At 40.0% G+C, this 18862-nt stretch carries 18 protein-coding genes and 1 riboswitch; of the genes, 12 read left to right on the top strand and 6 right to left on the bottom strand.

What is annotated here, in order from left to right; all coding sequences use genetic code 11:
* The first annotated feature begins 16 nt into the window (after window positions 1-16).
* Complete coding sequence (locus tag UP17_RS21535) at window positions 17-421, top strand: hypothetical protein (RefSeq protein WP_061465176.1); 405 nt, start codon at window positions 17-19, stop codon at window positions 419-421.
* Window positions 422-470: 49 nt separating this feature from the next.
* Here UP17_RS21535 and UP17_RS21530 read toward each other — a convergent pair whose 3' ends face one another.
* Complete coding sequence (locus tag UP17_RS21530) at window positions 471-1127, bottom strand: potassium channel family protein (RefSeq protein ID WP_061465174.1); 657 nt, start codon at window positions 1125-1127, stop codon at window positions 471-473.
* A 23-nt stretch (window positions 1128-1150) separates the two neighbouring features.
* On the bottom strand, window positions 1151-2485 hold the full coding sequence (locus UP17_RS21525; protein ID WP_411730449.1) for a TrkH family potassium uptake protein: 1335 nt from the start codon (window positions 2483-2485) through the stop codon (window positions 1151-1153).
* Window positions 2486-2658: 173 nt separating this feature from the next.
* Window positions 2659-2801: riboswitch (cyclic di-AMP (ydaO/yuaA leader) on the bottom strand.
* Between the two features lie 332 nt (window positions 2802-3133).
* On the opposite strand from UP17_RS21525, the gene UP17_RS21520 reads away from it, so the two are divergent.
* Window positions 3134-3325 (top strand): hypothetical protein, encoded by a 192-nt coding sequence (locus UP17_RS21520; protein ID WP_061465172.1) that lies wholly within the window; start codon window positions 3134-3136, stop codon window positions 3323-3325.
* Window positions 3326-3785: 460 nt separating this feature from the next.
* Window positions 3786-5039 (top strand): MFS transporter, encoded by a 1254-nt coding sequence (locus UP17_RS21515; protein ID WP_061466241.1) that lies wholly within the window; start codon window positions 3786-3788, stop codon window positions 5037-5039.
* A gap of 68 nt (window positions 5040-5107) precedes the next feature.
* On the opposite strand, the gene UP17_RS21510 is transcribed toward UP17_RS21515, so the two are convergent.
* Window positions 5108-5707 carry a TetR/AcrR family transcriptional regulator gene (locus tag UP17_RS21510; RefSeq protein ID WP_061465170.1) on the bottom strand — a complete coding sequence of 200 codons (600 nt, stop codon included), beginning with the start codon at window positions 5705-5707 and terminating at the stop codon, window positions 5108-5110.
* A 117-nt stretch (window positions 5708-5824) separates the two neighbouring features.
* On the opposite strand from UP17_RS21510, the gene UP17_RS21505 reads away from it, so the two are divergent.
* The 4 genes from UP17_RS21505 to UP17_RS21490 all read left to right on the top strand — a co-directional run bounded on the left by UP17_RS21505 (window position 5825) and on the right by UP17_RS21490 (window position 9430).
* Complete coding sequence (locus UP17_RS21505; RefSeq protein ID WP_061465168.1) at window positions 5825-6550, top strand: ABC transporter ATP-binding protein; 726 nt, start codon at window positions 5825-5827, stop codon at window positions 6548-6550.
* A complete protein-coding gene (locus UP17_RS21500; protein WP_061465167.1) occupies window positions 6547-7563 on the top strand; it encodes an ABC transporter permease in 1017 nt (338 codons plus the stop codon). Before UP17_RS21505 ends, UP17_RS21500 begins: the two co-directional genes overlap by 4 nt.
* A gap of 244 nt (window positions 7564-7807) precedes the next feature.
* Entirely contained in the window at window positions 7808-8428 is a 621-nt protein-coding gene (locus UP17_RS21495; protein WP_061465165.1) for a VanZ family protein, read from the top strand.
* A 300-nt stretch (window positions 8429-8728) separates the two neighbouring features.
* Complete coding sequence (locus tag UP17_RS21490) at window positions 8729-9430, top strand: GntR family transcriptional regulator (RefSeq protein WP_061465163.1); 702 nt, start codon at window positions 8729-8731, stop codon at window positions 9428-9430.
* A 270-nt stretch (window positions 9431-9700) separates the two neighbouring features.
* Here the strand turns inward: UP17_RS21490 and UP17_RS29615 are convergent, their stop codons facing one another.
* Complete coding sequence (locus tag UP17_RS29615; protein ID WP_081108922.1) at window positions 9701-9853, bottom strand: SMI1/KNR4 family protein; 153 nt, start codon at window positions 9851-9853, stop codon at window positions 9701-9703.
* 154 nt (window positions 9854-10007) lie between these two features.
* Here UP17_RS29615 and UP17_RS21485 point away from each other — a divergent pair, with 154 nt between their 5' ends.
* Together UP17_RS21485 and UP17_RS21480 are read left to right on the top strand one after the other, a co-directional pair.
* Complete coding sequence (locus tag UP17_RS21485; protein ID WP_061465161.1) at window positions 10008-10193, top strand: hypothetical protein; 186 nt, start codon at window positions 10008-10010, stop codon at window positions 10191-10193.
* Between the two features lie 185 nt (window positions 10194-10378).
* The gene (locus tag UP17_RS21480; RefSeq protein ID WP_061465159.1) at window positions 10379-10909 is read left to right on the top strand and encodes a GNAT family N-acetyltransferase; all 531 of its coding nucleotides are present in this window, start codon (window positions 10379-10381) and stop codon (window positions 10907-10909) included.
* A 161-nt stretch (window positions 10910-11070) separates the two neighbouring features.
* Here UP17_RS21480 and UP17_RS21475 read toward each other — a convergent pair whose 3' ends face one another.
* Entirely contained in the window at window positions 11071-11778 is a 708-nt protein-coding gene (locus UP17_RS21475) for a 4'-phosphopantetheinyl transferase family protein (RefSeq protein ID WP_061465157.1), read from the bottom strand.
* Between the two features lie 383 nt (window positions 11779-12161).
* On the opposite strand from UP17_RS21475, the gene UP17_RS21470 reads away from it, so the two are divergent.
* On the top strand, window positions 12162-12947 hold the full coding sequence (locus UP17_RS21470; RefSeq protein ID WP_061465155.1) for a PhzF family phenazine biosynthesis protein: 786 nt from the start codon (window positions 12162-12164) through the stop codon (window positions 12945-12947).
* Between the two features lie 149 nt (window positions 12948-13096).
* Here the strand turns inward: UP17_RS21470 and UP17_RS21465 are convergent, their stop codons facing one another.
* Complete coding sequence (locus UP17_RS21465; RefSeq protein WP_061465153.1) at window positions 13097-13960, bottom strand: DMT family transporter; 864 nt, start codon at window positions 13958-13960, stop codon at window positions 13097-13099.
* A gap of 183 nt (window positions 13961-14143) precedes the next feature.
* Here UP17_RS21465 and UP17_RS21460 point away from each other — a divergent pair, with 183 nt between their 5' ends.
* Window positions 14144-15535: a MocR-like pyridoxine biosynthesis transcription factor PdxR gene (locus UP17_RS21460; protein ID WP_061465151.1), complete on the top strand. Its 1392-nt coding sequence runs from the start codon at window positions 14144-14146 to the stop codon at window positions 15533-15535.
* A gap of 466 nt (window positions 15536-16001) precedes the next feature.
* A complete protein-coding gene (locus UP17_RS29025; RefSeq protein WP_250211714.1) occupies window positions 16002-18812 on the top strand; it encodes a bifunctional metallophosphatase/5'-nucleotidase in 2811 nt (936 codons plus the stop codon).
* The last annotated feature ends 50 nt before the right edge of the window (window positions 18813-18862 follow it).

Below are 18862 nucleotides of genomic sequence, written 5' to 3'. Positions count from 1 at the left end.
AAAGGGAGGTGGAACTATGAAAAGGCATATGACATTTGATGATGGTGCGGGTATGGGCTATATCTATTTAGCCGAACCATTGAAGCACACCATTACAAAAACGGACGAGCTCCCGCTTAACGAGGATATCATTCTGGATTTCGGCAAAGGCATTCCAATCATAGGAATTGAATTGGAAGGTGGAACAGCCTTGAAAATTAAAGGTCTGGCTGATGAAATGCCTGCATTCACAATAGGAATTACAGCTGATGGTGAAAGCTATTATTCCTTAAGATTGAATGATGTACTTGTAAAACGGTCAGTTACTCATCCTGATGCCAAGAAAATAGTGTTTCTCTTTTCAGATCCTGACTGCAGGGAATTTATAGGAATCGATATATATGACACGAAGTCCTATGATGAATCCTTCTTAATCGGCTGATTTTAGTTCATCTTCATACAGCCAGAACCGGATACGAGAAGGGGAACCATTATTCAATATTTGCAAAGACGGCAAGATCTTCTTTATTGCCAACCACTAAAAGCATATCTTTTTCATGGATATCCTGATCGGGTGATGGTGCTATGATAATTTCCCCATTACTCACGATGGCAATGACGCTGATATTATATTTTGCGCGTAAATCCAGCTCCCTGAGGCTTTTTCCCTTCATGCTCATGGGGACTATGATTTCCTCGATATTGTATTCTTTAGAGAGTTCAATATAGTTCAGCATGTTAGGGGACAGAAGCTGGTTCGCGACCCGTTCCCCCATATCCCTCTCAGGATAGATGACCCAATCGGCTCCAACTTTAGTGAGCACCTGACCATGATTTTTATTAAGGGCCTTGGCAATCACCTTTTTGACCCCAAGCTCTTTTAAAAGCAAGGTAGTTAAAATGCTTGATTGCATATCAATTCCGATGGCTACGATGACACAATCGAAGTTGCGGATTCCAATGGATTTCAATGTCTCTTCTTCAGTCGTATCCGCAATGACTGCATGGGTAACGCTCAGTTCCGCATTCTCGACTCTTTCCCCGCTGATATCAATACCCAATACCTCTTGGCCAGCCGAATATAATCTATGGGCCACACTGGTTCCGAATCTGCCTAAACCAATCACGGCATATTGTCTTTTTCCCATCTTTTACACTCCTTCATTTATGATTAACCAATCATGATTTTCCCTTTTGGACGTCGGAACGGATCTGGTTTGCGCCTCATAGCGATAGCAAAGGCCAAAGTCAAAGGACCCACACGGCCTGCAAACATTGTGAAAATGATGAGCATCCGGCCAACCGGTGATAATTCGGGGGTCAAACCCATTGAAAGTCCCACGGTGGCAAATGCTGAAGTGGCTTCAAATAAAATCATCAAGAAGTCACTTCCGCTTTCAGTGATGGTCAGCAGAATGGAGATGATTGAAACCATGAATACGCCAATGAATGTAACGGATAATGCTTTAAAGATCGTTTCACTTATAATGCGATGACGGAATAATACCACATCACCCTTTCCTTTAATCTGTGACCAGACCGTTCCGATAAGCGTCGCAAATGTGGTTGTTTTAATCCCGCCGCCAGTCGATCCGGGTGAAGCCCCAACGAACATCAAGAAAATGATGAGCAGTAATGTGGGTTGAGTCAAATCAGGGATATTCAGCGTATTGGAGCCGGCCGTCCTTGGTGAAACCGATTGAAATAGAGACGATAACGTTTTACCCATGAAAGATAAAGGCTGCAATGTCTTGGCATTACCGAACTCGAATAAAAAGATTAAAATTGCGCCGGCGATTGTAAGTGTCAGGCTAGTCATCAGAACAACCTTCGTATGTACGGATAAACGATGGGTATCACGATATTCGTATAGTTCATTCATCACGATAAAACCTATTCCGCCAAACGTGATCAGGAAGGCGACCGTAAGGGTTACGAATGGATCCGATACATAAGGGGTCAAACTCTTGAATTCTCCCATTAAATCAAAACCGGCATTATTGAAATTCGATATGGAATGAAAAACCCCGTAATAGATCGCTTTGCCGATTGGCATGTCAAAAGAAAAGCGAATCGATAAGATAAGGGCACCCATGCCTTCAATGATGGCCGTGAAAATTAAAAGCCGTTTTACTAACTTGACTATACCTGCCATGGAAAGATTATTTAAGGATTCCTGCAAGAGTAACCTCCCTTTTAAAGAAATCCTTTTGCCTAAAAGGAAAAAGAAAAACGTCGCAAATGACATGAATCCTAAGCCGCCTATCTGAATCAGTGTTAAGATGACCAATTCACCAAAGGTGGTGAAGGTCGTTCCCGTATCCACTACGACAAGTCCTGTTACACATGTAGCGGAGGTTGAGGTGAATAAAGCATCCAGAAAAGCAAGGCCATTCCCATTTTCAGTAGAAATCGGCAGGGTCAGCAAATAGGCCCCAATAAGTATCAGGGTGGCAAAGCCTAGTACAAGGATTTTTGGCGGATCGAATAAATTTTTTGCTTTTATCAATTGATCATCCCTACCTAAAAATGACATGTGTAAAACTGTATGAATATCTTAACCATCAATCCTGTTATCAAATCCTTTTTAAGCATAATAAAAAGACCTGCGTAAACATCGAACAGCTATTTTGTCACAAAAAGCGTGCAAAAAAAAGCTCCCGAAATAGGCGGTCTTATGACCTCCTTCGCTTTAGCCGACGAAGTTAGCTGACGGGTAGGATGGCGAAAGAGCTGATCTCATCCCTTCTGCATGGCAGAATTAACCCCAAATGATTGGGTCCTCCGTACTCAATTCCTTTGAGTTTTGGCCGAAATGTATTAAATTGATAAACGTATTCTACTCCCAACATTTAGCAGTTGTAAACCCCTAAATTGTAAAAAAATATTTCTTTAATAAAACTGAAAATTTACGTTTTATTTACATTGATAAAACGTATTGACAAATATTAGTTAGCACATTATGATAGGTTCGATTAATCCGATTATGATAACAGTTTCGGTGTACTTGATTCAACACTTTCTAGCTGAACAGGTCATTGCCAATCAATGTTATTAATATATATAAATTATTTTTCTTTTGAAAAGCATAAAGAAAAAGTCATTGCATTCGTATTTAAAGGTTTCAGACATTTTATAAAAAAGGCGGGCAATTATGGAGAAGACGTTCAATAGATATGTTATTAACGCTACAGGCAAGGGTGGCCAGACATATTTAACACAATGCCAGGATAAAGATGCACTAAGGAAATGGATAGCCGATCATGAGGACCAAATCATAATGAATGAGTTAAGGATAACGGATAAGAAAAAGAATCCGTTTTTAAAATTGTTTTCCCTAAAGTAAATTAACTGAATCCAAACATTCATTTAACGGTATTCAATTATGTCTTTCCTGTGTCTTTTTCGGGAACGCTGAGCGAAAAATTCCTATCTTGTTTTGCTTTCAAACTCATTTAATTTTGAATGAGTTTTTTTGTTTTGAAAATCATAAGATTTACAAAATTAGGCCATTAATGTTAAAGTTTAGGTAAAATGTGATTCCGATGAGGAAAAAGTAATTGAAACGCAACTTTCCAGTGCCTTGGTAAACTGGAAAGGAGTAACGAGGATGTATTGAAGCTTAAAGGGAATTCCCATTATAGTGCATAGTTATTGCATGCTGTTAATGCAATACGGCATAAGATTAATAATGGTGACATATTAATTGGCACCGTTCTATTGATCCCGTCCTCAAGACGCATTTCTTGTGGACGGTTTTTTTTATTGTTTTTATATTTTCTTTCTAAGGAGGGGAAGCGTTGACATTGAGAAATCCATTAGTATCTTGGAAATATCCTTCCATTCTATTGTGCGGGATCGGGATTTCCAACTTCGGTGCCTGGGTTTATTTTATTGCACTTAATTTAATCGTGCTGGATATGACGGGATCAGCCTTGGCGGTTGCTGGACTGTATATCGTTAAACCGATGGCTGCCATATTTACGAATGTTTGGGCCGGCAGCGTGATCGACCGGATCAATAAGCGGAATTTAATGATCGCACTTGATCTATTTCGAGCGGTATTCATGGCTTTGCTGCCATTGGCTTCTTCTATTTGGGTCATTTATTCCCTTGTCTTCGTGATCAATATGGCAGAGGCCATGTTTGTAACGACATCAAGGACTTATATAACAAAATTAATCCCCATTGAACAGCGGAAACGATTTAACTCGTTACGAAGCTTGATCGATTCTGGAGCTTTTTTGATTGGACCAGCGATAGCGGGTATCCTTTTCTTAATCGGTACACCGGTTTTAGCCATTTATATTAACGCGGCTGCCTTATTATTATCCGGTATCATCACTCTATTCATGCCTAATCTTGAAAAGGATCATCCCCTTGGAAAATCCAGTCATTACCTGTCTTGGACCATCATGAAAAAGGATTGGGGCATCGTCCTGGATTTCAGCCGGAAATCTTCCTATATCATGCTCATTTATTTCTTATTCAGCTGCATGGTGGTGATGGAAACGGCCATCGATTCCCAAGAAGCAGCGTTTGCCAAGGCCATACTCCTTTTGTCGGACAGCGATTACGGATTCCTTGTAAGCATCGCCGGGGCAGGCATCATTGCGGGTGCCATAGTCAATGCCGTATTCATCAGTAAAGTGCAAATCTCGTACATGATTGGTCTTGGATCTTTATTTGTCTCGATAGGTTATATGGTCTATGCCTTTTCGAATTCCTTTTCATTGGCCGCCATCGGTTTCTTCATCATTGCCTTTTCTCTGGCGTTTGCCAATACAGGCTTTCAAACCTTTTATCAAAATAATATTCCTGTGGAAATCATGGGCAGGGTCGGAAGTGTTTTTGGCTTGTTAGAAGCTTTATTGATCATCATCACTACCGCAATTGTCGGTGTTTCAGCTCATTTCATTTCGATTCGGTTCGTGGTGATTTCAGGTTCAATGATCATGTTTGCTATATCCATTTTATTGTCCATCCTTAGTATGAAGGCCTCGAAGAGCAGGTATTATCAGGTTGGAAAGGCAGAGGTCAAAGCGGAGGAAAAGATGTAAGTTTAAAGGGGGATTATCCCATTTTATTATCCTAAAGGCATGTAAATGGAACATGCCTTTATAAAAGTTCATTGAATGAATGTCCGTAATTGGCTGATGAAGTTCAGGATTTGAAAATGAATTTTCGCCATTTCTTCCGCCGTTTGCTCTTTGCAATTCTCCAGCCACTCCTGTATAACGCCTAAAATCGCAGATGTCATGAAGGCGTGCATATACATGCGGAATGCTTCATCTTTAGCTGCTGGATGCTGGCTGATCAAACGCTCCAGTAGTACTTCACCGAACACAAGCTTTATTTTTTTTGCAAAAGAAGGATCTCCCTTATCTCCAAGAATGGCCCTTAATGCGTGCGCATGTTCACTGATGAATTGAAAAATTGCTACGAAAGGCGGGTAAAGTTGTTGTTGATGGAGAGCCAAAAAAGCCTCTTTCGGCAAAATGGCAGTAATTCGAGTTTGAAGTTCATTTAACAATACCTGCTGTAAGTGATCCATCAATTCATATTTATCTGTGTAATGCAAATAGAATGTGCCCCGATTAATGTTGGCGCGCTCTGCAATTTTCTTCACTGAGACATGTGAGAACCCCTCTGCTTCAACGAGTGCAATAAAATGATGTTGTATCTGCTTTTTCGTCTTTTGTACCATATCCTCATGAAATTCCGCCATTGAATGTCTCCTCACTAAACATTTTTCGAAATGTGTTGATTGTATTAGACTAAAAGCTACCTTAGAATGATGATACACTCAACACCGTGTTAATTAAAGAGGGAGGAAGTGTGTACAATGAAAAATGCGATTTCCATTGAAGGAATTGCTAAGGGTTTTCATCATAAGAAGGTCATTCAGCCATTGAGCCTGAATATTGAAAAAAGTGGAATTTTTGGCTTGTTAGGTCCATCCGGATGCGGAAAGACGACCTTGATTAAAATGATTGTTGGATTGATTAAGCCCGATGCTGGTAATGTCACGGTTCTGGATCATGAAGTGCCAAATGAAGCACTGTTAATGGATGTCGGCTATATGGCACAATCCGATGCTTTATATACAGATCTGACGGGTGCTGAAAACCTCGAGTTTTTTGCGAAGCTATACCGTTTTTCGAAAAAGGAACGAAGGGAACGCATTCAATATGCAGCTGAAATCGTACAGTTGACGAGTGACTTGAACGTTCGGGCTGCGTATTATTCCGGGGGGATGAAACGCCGTCTGTCACTGGCGGTTGCACTCATCCAAAATCCGGAGATTCTCATTTTGGATGAACCGACAGTGGGAATGGACCCTTTGCTGAAACGATCCATTTGGCGGGAACTTGAGCGTTTAAGAAATGAAGATCATAAGACGATCATCATCACGACGCATGTGATGGATGAGGCGGAACGATGCGATAAACTGGCGATGCTGCGTGAGGGTGAAATCATCGCATCAGGAACCCCGGCGGCTTTAAAAACACAATATGCAGCGGAAACGCTTGATGATGTTTTTTTAAGGATTGGAGGTGGCCTAAAATGAGAATTGCCTCTCTTGTTACGCGGATTACACAGCAGATGCGCCGGGATCGAAGGACGCTCGCTTTATTTTTCCTCGCTCCATTGCTCATTTTAACGCTCATGTATTTTATTTTCGATACAGAAGCGAGTGATTTGAAAATCGTTGTTACAGGCAGTAATGAAGCTATGGTTAAAGCATTGAAACAAGCGGATTTTCAAGTAACGGCTGCTGAGGAATTTTCACAGGGGAAAATGATTGAAAATGATACAGATGGCTGGCTGCAGGTTGAAAATGGCAAGATAAAACTGACACTATTGAACGACGAACCGAGCCGTGCAAAGGCCGTTCAAATGCAAATGATGCAAGGACTGCAAGGGGATGGAAAAAATACACCCTCAATTGAGAAGCAATATGTATACGGGGATGCCAAAACAAAGGGTTTTGATACGTTCAGTCCGATGCTCGTCAGCTTTTTCGTGTTCTTCTTTGTATTTTTAATAGCAGGGATTGCACTTTTGAAGGAGCGAACAAGTGGTACGTTGGAACGGTTGCTTGCTACACCGATTAAACGATACGAAATCGTAGCGGGGTATGTAATCGGATATGGCATATTTGCGCTCGTTCAAACCTTAATTGTCGTACTATATGCCGTAAATGTGTTGGATATCGTCCTTGTTGGCTCCATTTGGCTCGTTTTATTAACGAATATACTTGTCGCGCTTGTTGCATTATCGCTTGGTACATTACTATCGAGTTTCGCAACATCTGAATTCCAAATGGTACAATTCATTCCGTTGGTCATCGTGCCGCAAGTCTTCTTCACAGGGATTTTCCCATTGGATGGCATGGCAGACTGGCTGCAAAAAATCGGCAAGGTCATGCCGCTCTATTACGCATCGGACGCCATGAACGGGATTATGTACAAAGGTTTCACTTTCAATGAGGTTTTACTGGATTTACTCATTCTCCTGGCATTTTCCGTCGTTTTTATAACCATCAATATTATAAGTTTAAAAAAATACCGTGCACTATAAAATGAACATCAATAAACAAAAAAGCCTGATTCCTGGAAAGTGAGGAACCGGCTTTTTTTGTTCTGCCCGATGAAGGACGAATTATCCTTCGTTTAGGTTGATTTATTCGAAAGAACTTCCCCTTGACGAACATACCGGCAGTTTTCAAAATGACAGGTGTATGTAGTTTGTTGACGGCCTGTTAAAGATGTCCTAGGATATAATGATATGCATTGATTTGGAGAGAAATAGAAGGGGGAGTTACATGTCTCGAAAATCCGCCATGCTTTCCCTTTTGCTGTCGCAAGCCCTGTTTTTGTGCGGTTTACCTCTTTTCCTTCAGCTTCTATTATATTTGAATCCTTTGGTGATCATGGTTGTTTGGTTTTGTATACTTCTTATCGTTTCGTTTGCGGTTCTTTATTTTCGAGGTGAAACGGTGATGATTCCGCGCCTTTTGTGGCAGGCAGCCTTGATTTGCTACAGTTTATCATTACTGGTTTTGCTGTTCTTTCGACCAGAAGGGCAGGTATATTCGTATAATTTGATTCCTTTTTCTACGATACTTTCTTATTTATCGAACGAAATGAACGGGCTTGTGTCATTTTATAACCTTAGCGCCAATGTGGGTCTGTTCATTCCATTCGGGCTGTATTTGTTGTCCAGGGATGGGAAAGAGCCATCTGCTTTAAGGAAATTTCTTTATCCATTCATAACGATCTCAGGTATTGAAATCTGTCAGCTCGTTTTTCGGCGCGGAAGTTTGGATATCGATGACCTGATACTGAATATGATGGGTGTTTATCTGGGGTACATACTGTATCCTTTGTTCACGAGTGTGGTAGTGTTCCGTTCTGGAAAAAGTAAAAGGGTGCAGAGGCAGTAAATCTCACTTCAAGGGTAAAATGCTGAACAAATTAACTTGGGGCCTGAAAGGGAATGCGGTTCCTCGCCAAGATTAAACTATGATACTCAATAGATTTGGAGACATCCTATCGTTAAACGATTTGATGTCTCTTTTTTTGGTTTGAAATTTAGGAACGGCTTAAGGATTGAACATGCCTGTTCCAAAAGAAACTGAGGTTTCTTTACAATCGTAATAAAATAAACTATTGTAAAGAAAACCTAACATTTAGTCTAAATTATTGTTCGAAATCATTATGTATAGAGGAAGGTATAGGGAAATATGGGTGTAAAGTATAGAATGGTCGTAGAACAAATGGAGAAAGAAATATTAGAAGGAACATATACATTAAATACTAAGTTACCTACTGAAGAAGAGTTGATGAAGAAGTTCGATGTCAGCAGGAATACCATAAGAAAAGCAATCAATATATTGGCTGAACAGGGTTATATTTATCAAGTTCAAGGAAGCGGGATATTCCTAAGGGAATTTTCCAGACCTGGCTGTATTTCGATGAAGAATATGAATGGCTTAACGAAACAGTTTGAAAAGGATGAAATGACAAGTGAAGTGTTGAAGTTAGATTTAATAGAAGCTGATGAAAAATTGGCCGAAAAAATGAAATGTAATCTGAAAACCAAAATCTATAACCTCAAACGGGTTAGATGCTTAAATGGTGAACCCATTGTAATTGAAGAGTCCTTTTTCAATAAAGACATCATCCCCATCATAAATAAAGAAATCGCAAATGGTTCCATTTATGAATATATAGTCGAGGATTTGAAGCTGAATATTGGTTTTGCAGATAAAATCATTTCGTGTGAGAAACTAAATGATGATGATGCAAAGCTTTTGGACTTGCAGCCAGGAGATCCGACTTTAATTGTAGAAAATACGGTGTTTTTAAAAGCTGGAGTCGTTTTTGATTTTTCGATTGAGAAATATAATTATACTTCCGCAAAACTATTAACGTTGACAAATTAAAATGCTTTGAAAAAAGAGCGACTGCATTTAATTAGCAATCGCTCTTATTATTTATTCAGCAGTATAAATGGGCCAACTCCAAAACACCTCGCCGTGTGCAATAATGTAGCGATCCAAGAAAATTACACAATTAAGGTTTAGAGACGAAAGATCTGTAAACTCCATAAGTTTCTCTTTGTATCTATTATTTGATAGCAATCATTCTATAGGTGGGCAATCGGAATCCCATGTTCACTCAGGTAGTCAATTTCTTGAACCTCTTTATTTCATCTAAACTAAAAACATGAAGACCGCCCCCCTTTTTTCACCGTCGTCATCGAGTAATTCATACATTTTTGCCCCATTATGGAGTGTTAAGAACGCCTTGTAATCTTCAGGGAGTTTGATGTTATTTTCATTTTCAAAGATTTCTGCCTCCGCCATATTAATTGGAGAGTTGAAAGAACACGATACATCCGAAACTTACCCTTCGTTTGATAATATTTTTAATTGGTCGCTGTCATTCGCATCTATTACTACGGACGAAACGTTAACCATATTTAAGATTGGTCGTCACTAAGTATGAAAGGTTGCCCTTATGGATAACGCTGTTGCGGAAGCGACATTTAAAATCATTAAGAGGGTCATGGAAGATGTGGCGCGTATCATTCAGCTTGGTGATATTTACAAAATTCCGGTATTCCTCTTTTTATCATCAGAGAAACTGCTATTCTTATCTGACACTCTGCCATTTAATTTTTTTATCCGCAAAGAATTCTTGTAAAAGTTCTGCAAACTTGATATTGTGGAAGTGCCATTTATATCCAATTAAACAGTCTTTAATTTAATTTTTTTGGTAAAAAAACTAGGGTAAGAGGGCAATGAATGATGAAGGTAGCCCCCTATTTTTGTACATAAAAAAACGGTGACACTTTTCGCAGATATATGAATTCATAGGAGGAATATTAAATGTTTCCTAATTTAGAAACAGACAGACTCATTTTGAGAGAAATAACTCATGAGGATGCAGATGCCATTTTTTCTTGTTTTTCTAACGCTAACGTCATACGTTTTTATGGTCAAGATAAATTAGAGAGCGTCGAACAAGCTAGCGGATTTATAGATTTTTTTTCTGAAAGTTTAAAGGAAAAAAGAGGAATTAGGTGGGGGATCGAAAGAAAAGGAGAAAAAGGGTTAATAGGAACAATTGGATTTAATGCTTGGTCTCCTAAACATAAACGGGCGGAAATAGGCTACGAAATCCATCCTGACCATTGGAAAAAGGGATATATGACTGAAGCAGTCTCGAAAATTCTTTTATACGGCTCGGAAACTCTAGGATTAACGAGAATTGGTGCTGTAGTTTTTATTGAAAATGTACCGTCAAACAATTTACTTAAGAAAATGGGATTTCAACAAGAAGGAATCCTAAAAAACTATATGTATCAAAATGGTGAAGTATATGATACAAATGTTTACTCTTTTCTTCCTGAAAAATAATGTATGTAAGAAAGACACGTAATCATCATAATAAGGTTTTATGCATGAACACATGACTGAGGAGTTTAAATACTACAGTCATGTGTTTTTTTATTGTTAATGTTGGATGAACAAACAATGCAGGCTCGTTATTTAGTCGGCTTACATTGTAAGATATTTAATTATTTTGGAGGTCTACTGTCGTGCATGAGAAAAGAAAAAATTTTAGATGCATCTAAGAAACTAATAGATTCAGGAAATTTATCATGAAGGGCACAAGCTGCTAGCTTATAATTTTCTTGAAAATCAAACATTTTCACATGAAATTTGGTGTCATTCAATGTGCTTTCTTCGAAATGGATCGACGTTACTTGTTGGTTTTGACGGGCGTAAAAGCTGTTTAATGGAATACTTAAGCCTTTTCCGATATTTTTTATGACACTTTCTTTTATCGTCCAGAGTTTGTAAAAATAATCCTTTTTACTAGTTGTTTCCTTCATTTCTCGGCTTTCAAAAGGGTGAAAAAATGAAATTAAAGCTTCATAGTCTATATCTGTCATTAGTTCAATATCTATACCCACTCGTTTAGTATCGACAATGCAAACAACCCAACTGCCAGAGTGTGAGACGTTAAAATGGAAAGCTGCTTCATTACAATATGGTTTGCCATATTCATTTCGTCTTATCACAAGGGGGATGGAAGACTCTTTCTGGTTTTGGAGATAGATATAGTGAATTAATAATTCACCGACTACAGTTCTAACACTATCTTTATAGTGTTTAAAATTTTTTGCTTTCCTTAGGGTTTGTTTTGATAAAATGTGATTGTATGTTGTGTATTCAAAATTAAATTCATTAATACCCTCAATGTTAACTGCGTAAATTTCCATTTTGAATTTCTCCCTTTACTAACAAAACTAGATTTTTTCAGTTTCTGCATTTTCATCTAACAAAGCGATATGCAGCTTTTCCTTATTATCTATTTCTTATGTATCATAACTTCTTTTTTTAGTTTACATCCCATTATTATGAATGCCTTAAAGTAATAGCATGTTTCGTTTCTTGAAAAAATTGTATAATTTCATCTTAATCTATAACTGTAAGGTTTCAAACAAAAAAAGAGAGAAAAGTGTTAATACATAGAGTAACTTCGGCTAAGGTTGCTGACTCCAATAGGTAAACTATTCCAAATGTGATTTAATATAATTATAACTAACAGTTTGCTTATTGTGGAAATCATGACGGGCAATGCTATTTAAGGAGGCATTTTTTCATGGAATTAACGATTATTAATACGTTTACAGATCAACCTTTTAAAGGGAACCCTGCTGCTGTCTGTCTTCTTAGCGGGGTAAAGGACAGTGAGTGGATGCAACGAATAGCTAAAGAGGTTAATTTACCTGTTACGGCGTTTATTCACCTTCATAATGATGAATGGCAACTGCGTTGGTTCACACCTTCGATTGAAATCCCGATTTGTGGACATGGGACGTTGGCAAGCTCTTTCTTTTTGTGGGAGAAAGGATACGTACCAAGGAATGAAGCAATTGTCTATCAGACAAAAAGCGGGCTTCTCACTGCCAAATTCGTGGATGGGATGGTTCAATTGGAATTTCCGTCATTAATGGAGCAGGAGACCGCTGCCCCGGATTTACTGATAAAGGCTTTGGGCGTTGTGCCTACGTATGTTGGTCAGAACAAATGGGATTATCTAGTCGAAGTTCAATCAGAGGAAATCGTAAGGAACTTAAAACCAGATATCGATTTGATTGCCCAATTACCGACTCGGGGTGTCATTGTAACGAGTCGATCGAATCTCAATGAATATGATTTCGTCTCTCGTTTCTTTTCCCCTGCCCAAGGCCTTGACGAAGACTATGTTACGGGCTCTGCCCATTGTTGTCTGGGGCCATATTGGGAAAGCAAGCTGGATAAAAATATCTGTATTGCCTATCAGGCATCGGAAAGAGGAGGGCTAGTCAAGGTTGAAGTAGCGGAGGACACAGTTAAACTTTCTGGCCATGCTGTGAAAATATTCGAAGGGAACCTGACTATTTAACGCTTGGTCACGGATGAAAATCATTTTAAACGTGAGGTCAAGCTCAGAGGGTCAATATTCTTCGAGTCTATGAAAAATACGGACACTGCAAAATGATAAACGAGCCGGAGCAGGATTCTGTTCCGCTCGTTTTTAAAATGGGCCATGTGTTACCTTGCGAATCGCCGGGCGGCTGCCACGCATAGTACAACGGCAATATTCACAGCTACGAGTGCCGGACTGACTTTCTCATTTAGAATCATAGCAGCAAGGAGCAGCCCAAAAAAAGGTTGAAGAAGCTGTAGCTGTCCAACCGCTGCAATACCGCCCTGGGCGAGACCGCGGTACCAGAACACGAAGCCGATGAGCATGCTGAATAAAGACACATAAGCAAGGCTGAAGAGAGCAGGATCACCGATGTCCGCCCACGAGTCCGGCGTATAATAGAACGAGAGTGGCAGCATAAGGGGAAGCGATAGAACGAGAGCCCAAGAGATCACCTGCCAATTCCCAAGCTTGCGTGAGAGCCGAGCTCCTTCTGCATAACCGAGACCACATACGATGATGGAAGCCAGCATGAATGCGTCACCAATCGGCGATGATTCCCCATTTTGGATTAGGGCAAAGCCTGCGACCAGGAAGCTGCCTGCAGCTGAAAAGATCCAGAAGGAGGGTCGAGGCCGTTCACCCCCCCGAAGTACCCCAAATATCGCCGTCGAGAGCGGGAGAAGCCCAATGAAGATAATGGCATGCGCAGACGTGACATATTGCAGGGCCAAGGCTGTCAGCAGCGGGAAACCAACAACCACGCCAAATGCTACCACCAATAAAGGAACGATATCGCTTCTGACAGGACGTTGCTGCCGGAAGATGAAAAGGAGAGCGCCAGCCAATACGCCAGCTATCGCAGCGCGGCAGACGGTGAGGAATAACGGATCGAAATCCGCTACAGCCAATCGTGTCGCAGGTAGCGAGCCGCTAAAGATCAGTACGCCAAGAAAACCATTCATCCAACCATTTGCTGCTTTGTTCATTACAATCACTCCAAATCATGTTTCTTCTTGATTAAACTACTTTAAATGACTAAATCAATTTTTTATCTAGATCCTCTTATTAACCCTTTATAATGGATTACAATGACTATAAACTTACATTGACCTTTAATAAACAGCCAGTTTCCTTAAATAAAACCATGCCAGTTAGGGGGAATCTTATAAATGGATATCACGTTTTTTTTAAATCGAAATCTAGACATTCCCCTTTATCAACAGCTCTATCAGCTCTTTAAAAAAAATATGCATGAGGGCCGTATTCAAAAAGGAAGGAAACTCCCTTCAAAAAGGTTGCTAGCCACTCAGCTTTCAATTAGCCAAACGACTGTAGAACGGGCTTACGAACAGCTTGCTGCTGAAGGCTATATTGTGAGCAAGCCGAGAAGCGGCTGGTTTGCTGATTATAATGATTCTGATTTTGTCCTTGTTAAAATGCCAGGCACCTCATCCATTAAGCCAAAAACAGAAGAGAATGAACAATCGATTGATTTTCATTATGGCAATGTGGATTCTGCCCACTTCCCTTTTTCCGCTTGGCGAAAAAGCATGGTCAGTAGTTTAGATCAATATGGTCAACAGCTTTATCGGCCAGGGAATGTTTTAGGAGAACTTGAGCTGAGAACACTCATTGCAGAATACTTGTATCAATCGCGCGGCGTCAATTGTCAACCTGAACAGGTCATCTTAGGGGCTGGGAACCCTGTTCTGATGCAGATCTTGTGCCAAGTCTTCGGCCCGAATATTTCCATAGGGTATGAAGATCCGGGTTTTCCGAGAACGAGAAAGATTTTTGAAGTCAATCATATGAAGATTCTTCCCATACCTGTCGATGATGAAGGAATCTGTATCCAGGAAATCCGAAAAGAGAAGCCGAGCCTTGTGTATGTAACGCCATCTCATCAATTTCCACTCGGAACAATTATGACGATTAACAGAAGAATGCAGCTGCTTAAATGGGCGGCAGAAAATCAATCATTTGTCATCGAGGACGATTATGACGGCGAATTCAGATACAGCGGACAGCCGATCCCCTCCTTGCAAGGTCTTGACCAGCATGACCGTGTCATTTATATGGGCACTTTCTCTAAATCTCTTTTACCTTCAATGCGTATCAGCTATATGATTCTTCCGTTACCTCTTTTAGAAAAAGGCAGTGAAATCACTTCCTTATATAAGCAAACGGTGTCCTCTCACAATCAACTGACGCTTACTGAATTTATAAAAAAGGGCGAATGGCAAAAACACATCAACCGAATGAGAAAGCTGTACCAAAAAAAAAGAGCCATTTTATTAGAGACCCTACAAAGCGAATTAGGAGGACAAGTGAAGATTCGGGGAGGAAACTCGGGGCTGCATATCTTGCTTGACGTTTACTCACCATTTAGTGAAAAAGAGCTCATTGAGAAAGCAAAAGAGCATGGCGTGAAAATTTATCCGGCCTCTCTTTTTTATAAAAGACAACCGCCGACAACCACAGTCTTAATTGGATTCGCAGGTGTTTCCGTAGACAACATACAAGAGGGCATAAAAAAACTGAAAGCTGCTTGGATAATATAAGTCAGCTTTTGGTTTTGATTATGATATCTACTTTTCCTTTAGTAAAGTCGGTTTAACGATCAAATAATACTACTGCAAATAACCAGAGCTAACAAAGTGATACTCTCCTTTTTTGGTCAATTGCAAATTTAGGTATAAAGACCAAAGTCGGTTTTAATAAGTAGTGGTACTATTTTACTACTTAATAATTTTATTGGTATATCATCTTTAAGGTAATGGGTATTTTGGGGCGATTATAATGATAATATTCTGTTAAAATTCCACTTTAGATTGTAAATTTGTTTTAAAATTGGATTTTTTTGTTGTAATATAGGATATACACGGATCTTTAGAGGAAAAAAGTAGGGGGATTTGTGTATAAGTAATTAAATTTATCTAGATTCAATTTTTTGAAAAGTATGTCAACTCTATGGGTATGTTAGCAATATGTTATATCAGTATAGAACATATGGGGGGATTAACTATAATGGGGAAAAAGAAAATCGTAAAAATTGCAACAGCTACCATAATGGCTGCGACAACGATCGTAGCAGTAGCACCTGCACCATCAGATGCTGCCACTAGCCTGAATAGTAAAATCAAAACGGCAAAGGCCACTATCAAAAAACCATTCGACACCTATTTCTACTCTTCTAAACTCGCTTCCGTGTCCACTGTTGAGAGACAAATCAAGTCAGCAAAACAAGCAAAAAAAGACATCAACTCTACCATTAAAAAATCAATGTTAAGCAAAAAAGAAAAAGATGCCAAATACAAAGAAATCGAAGCTTATGATAAGTACATCACTCGTTCAGAGGGATATGTAAAAGGGTATAAAGCGGCAGAAAAAGCAAAGGCTGCCAATGATAAATCGATTAACGCCCTTACGAATTCAATCATTGCCAAGAAATCAAATGATATCAGGGATCAATACAATGCATTGGATAAAGCTGTGAAAAAGACAGACAAAGCCATTAAAGATACGGTTTACGGTGCGAAAATCGAAAAGCTTTTATACGATAAATTCACTAAATCGACCAAAACAGCTTTGAACGGTGACCTGAAAGTGCCGTACTACTATGAAAAAGTTGCTTACTGGGTGACGAAAGGTGATTTAAAAACCGCAGACAAGCGGATGAATACCGTTTCTTCGCAGTTGAAAAAGGTCAGCAAAACATCCAAACTCGGAAAAGCCATACATGCTTATGTGAAAGAAGTGAAAGGCAAGTATGATGATGCGGTATATGCAGAAAAGAAAAAAGAAGTGGCAAAACGGGTCAATGCCTATGTAGCTCTTGCCAATGGGGAACTTAAAACGAAAGAACAGATAAACGCAGCTAAAAAAGCGAAAGCTGCCATCAATTTAAATGGAATCAAGGAGTCTGACCGTAAGGATTTTCAAGCTAAAATAGCATTGGCGGATCAGAAAGTTGCCGCTGCTGAAGAAGCTTTGAAAAATCCAGCGAAGGCAATCACGCTTTCCTTGATGCATACGAATGACACGCATGCCCACTTGGACAATGTGGCCAAAAGGGTGACAGCTGTTAAAGAAGTGCGTAAGAGTAAGCCGCAAGCTATTTTGGTTGATGCTGGTGACGTATTCTCGGGAACACTCTATTTTAATGAATTCAAAGGGCAAGCGGATCTTCGCTTCATGAATTTAATGAAATACGACGTCATGACATTCGGGAATCATGAGTTTGATTTGGGATCAAGCGCTGAGGGGCATCAAGCTTTGGCAGACTTCATTAAAGGGGCACAGTTCCCATTTGTCAGTTCGAATGTGGACTTCTCCAAAGATGATAAATTTAAGGGACTATTCTCGGACTTGATTTCAAGTAAGCCGGAGCAAGGGAAGATATACAATGGAATCGTAAAACAAGTGGATGGTCAAAAGGTAGGTTTCTTCGGGCTTACAACTGAAGAAACGAAAGATATCTCAAGCCCTGGAAGTATAGAATTTGAAAACTATCTTAAAGAAGCCGAAAAAGCGGTCAAGGCGTTCAAAGGCATGGGGGTTAATAAGATAGTTGCCGTATCCCATATTGGTTACGATGACAATCCAGCTTATGACAATGATTTAACATTAGCTGCCAAGGTCAAGGGCATCGATGTGATTGTGGGCGGACATAGCCATACGCAGTTAGACGCTCCCGTTGTTATTGACAAGGATGATAAAGGGAAAACGAAAGAGCCGACTGTCATCGTTCAGGGGTATCAATATAGCGACTATTTAGGAACGATCGATGTGAATTTCGATAAGGAAGGCAAGATTGTCGGACAAGCCGGACAGCTGATTAAGCTTTCTGAAAAACAGGATGATGCCGAAGCGGCAAAAGTTCTTGAAACATACTCCTCGAAGATTAAGGAGCTGAAGGAAACGAAGACTGGTGCATCAGCTGTGAAGGCATTGGAAACCCCGCGTGATGCAGGAGATGCAACGAAACCGAGTGTTCGTAAAAATGAAACGGAACTGGGAAATTTAATTACGGACGGAATGCTTAAAAAAGCAAAAGAATTTAATAAGGATGCGGTCATTGCTTTCCAAAATGGCGGGGGCATCCGCGCTGGCATTGATCAAGGTGAGATCACTTTAGGGGAAATCCTGACCGTTTTACCGTTTGGGAATACGCTGGCAACGATGAAGCTTACGGGTGCAGAAATCAATGAAGCATTAGAGCATAGTGTAAGCCTCGCTCCTAAGGAAAATGGCGGCTTCCTGCATGTATCAGGGATGAAATTCAGCTACGACAGTTCGAAGGAACCAGGCAATCGGGTGACAAAGGTTGAAGTCCTGGGACAAGATGGAACATATTCCGAATTGGATGCAACGAAGGAATATGTCGTGGCGACCAATGCATTTACAGCTAAGGGCGGGGATGGATTCTCCGTTTTCAAGAAGGCTTATGAAGAAGGAAGAGTGACGGATATCGGCCTCGCTGATTGGGAGAATCTACGGGATTATGTAAGCGGGCTGAAAACTGTCGATCCAAGCATTGAAGGACGCATCAAAGATGTGGCCGGAAACTCTACAGACCCGACTTTGGTATTGGCTAAAGACTTTGGCGGAACGGCTGATGCGCCAAAAAATCATGAAGGTAATGTAGTTGTGGATATCACGGATATCGCTTCATTGGAAAATGCAGTGGTTAAAGGGAATCTTACATTAACAGGAACTCCATCAGATAGCTTTACCTTTTCAAATGTTACAGTCGAAGGCATTTTGGATTTATCGGGGCTTAACGGTAAAACCGTGAGCATGAACGGTGTCACGGTGAAAGGTGAAACCATTTTTTAAGCGGTGTTCAAATGATTGCTGCACCTACGTAAAAAGTTGGAGGGGTTGAG

The sequence above is a fragment of the Peribacillus simplex genome (assembly GCF_001578185.1).
GTDB lineage: Bacteria > Bacillota > Bacilli > Bacillales > DSM-1321 > Peribacillus > Peribacillus simplex_A.
This window is presented reverse-complemented; position numbering and strand designations above follow the sequence as displayed.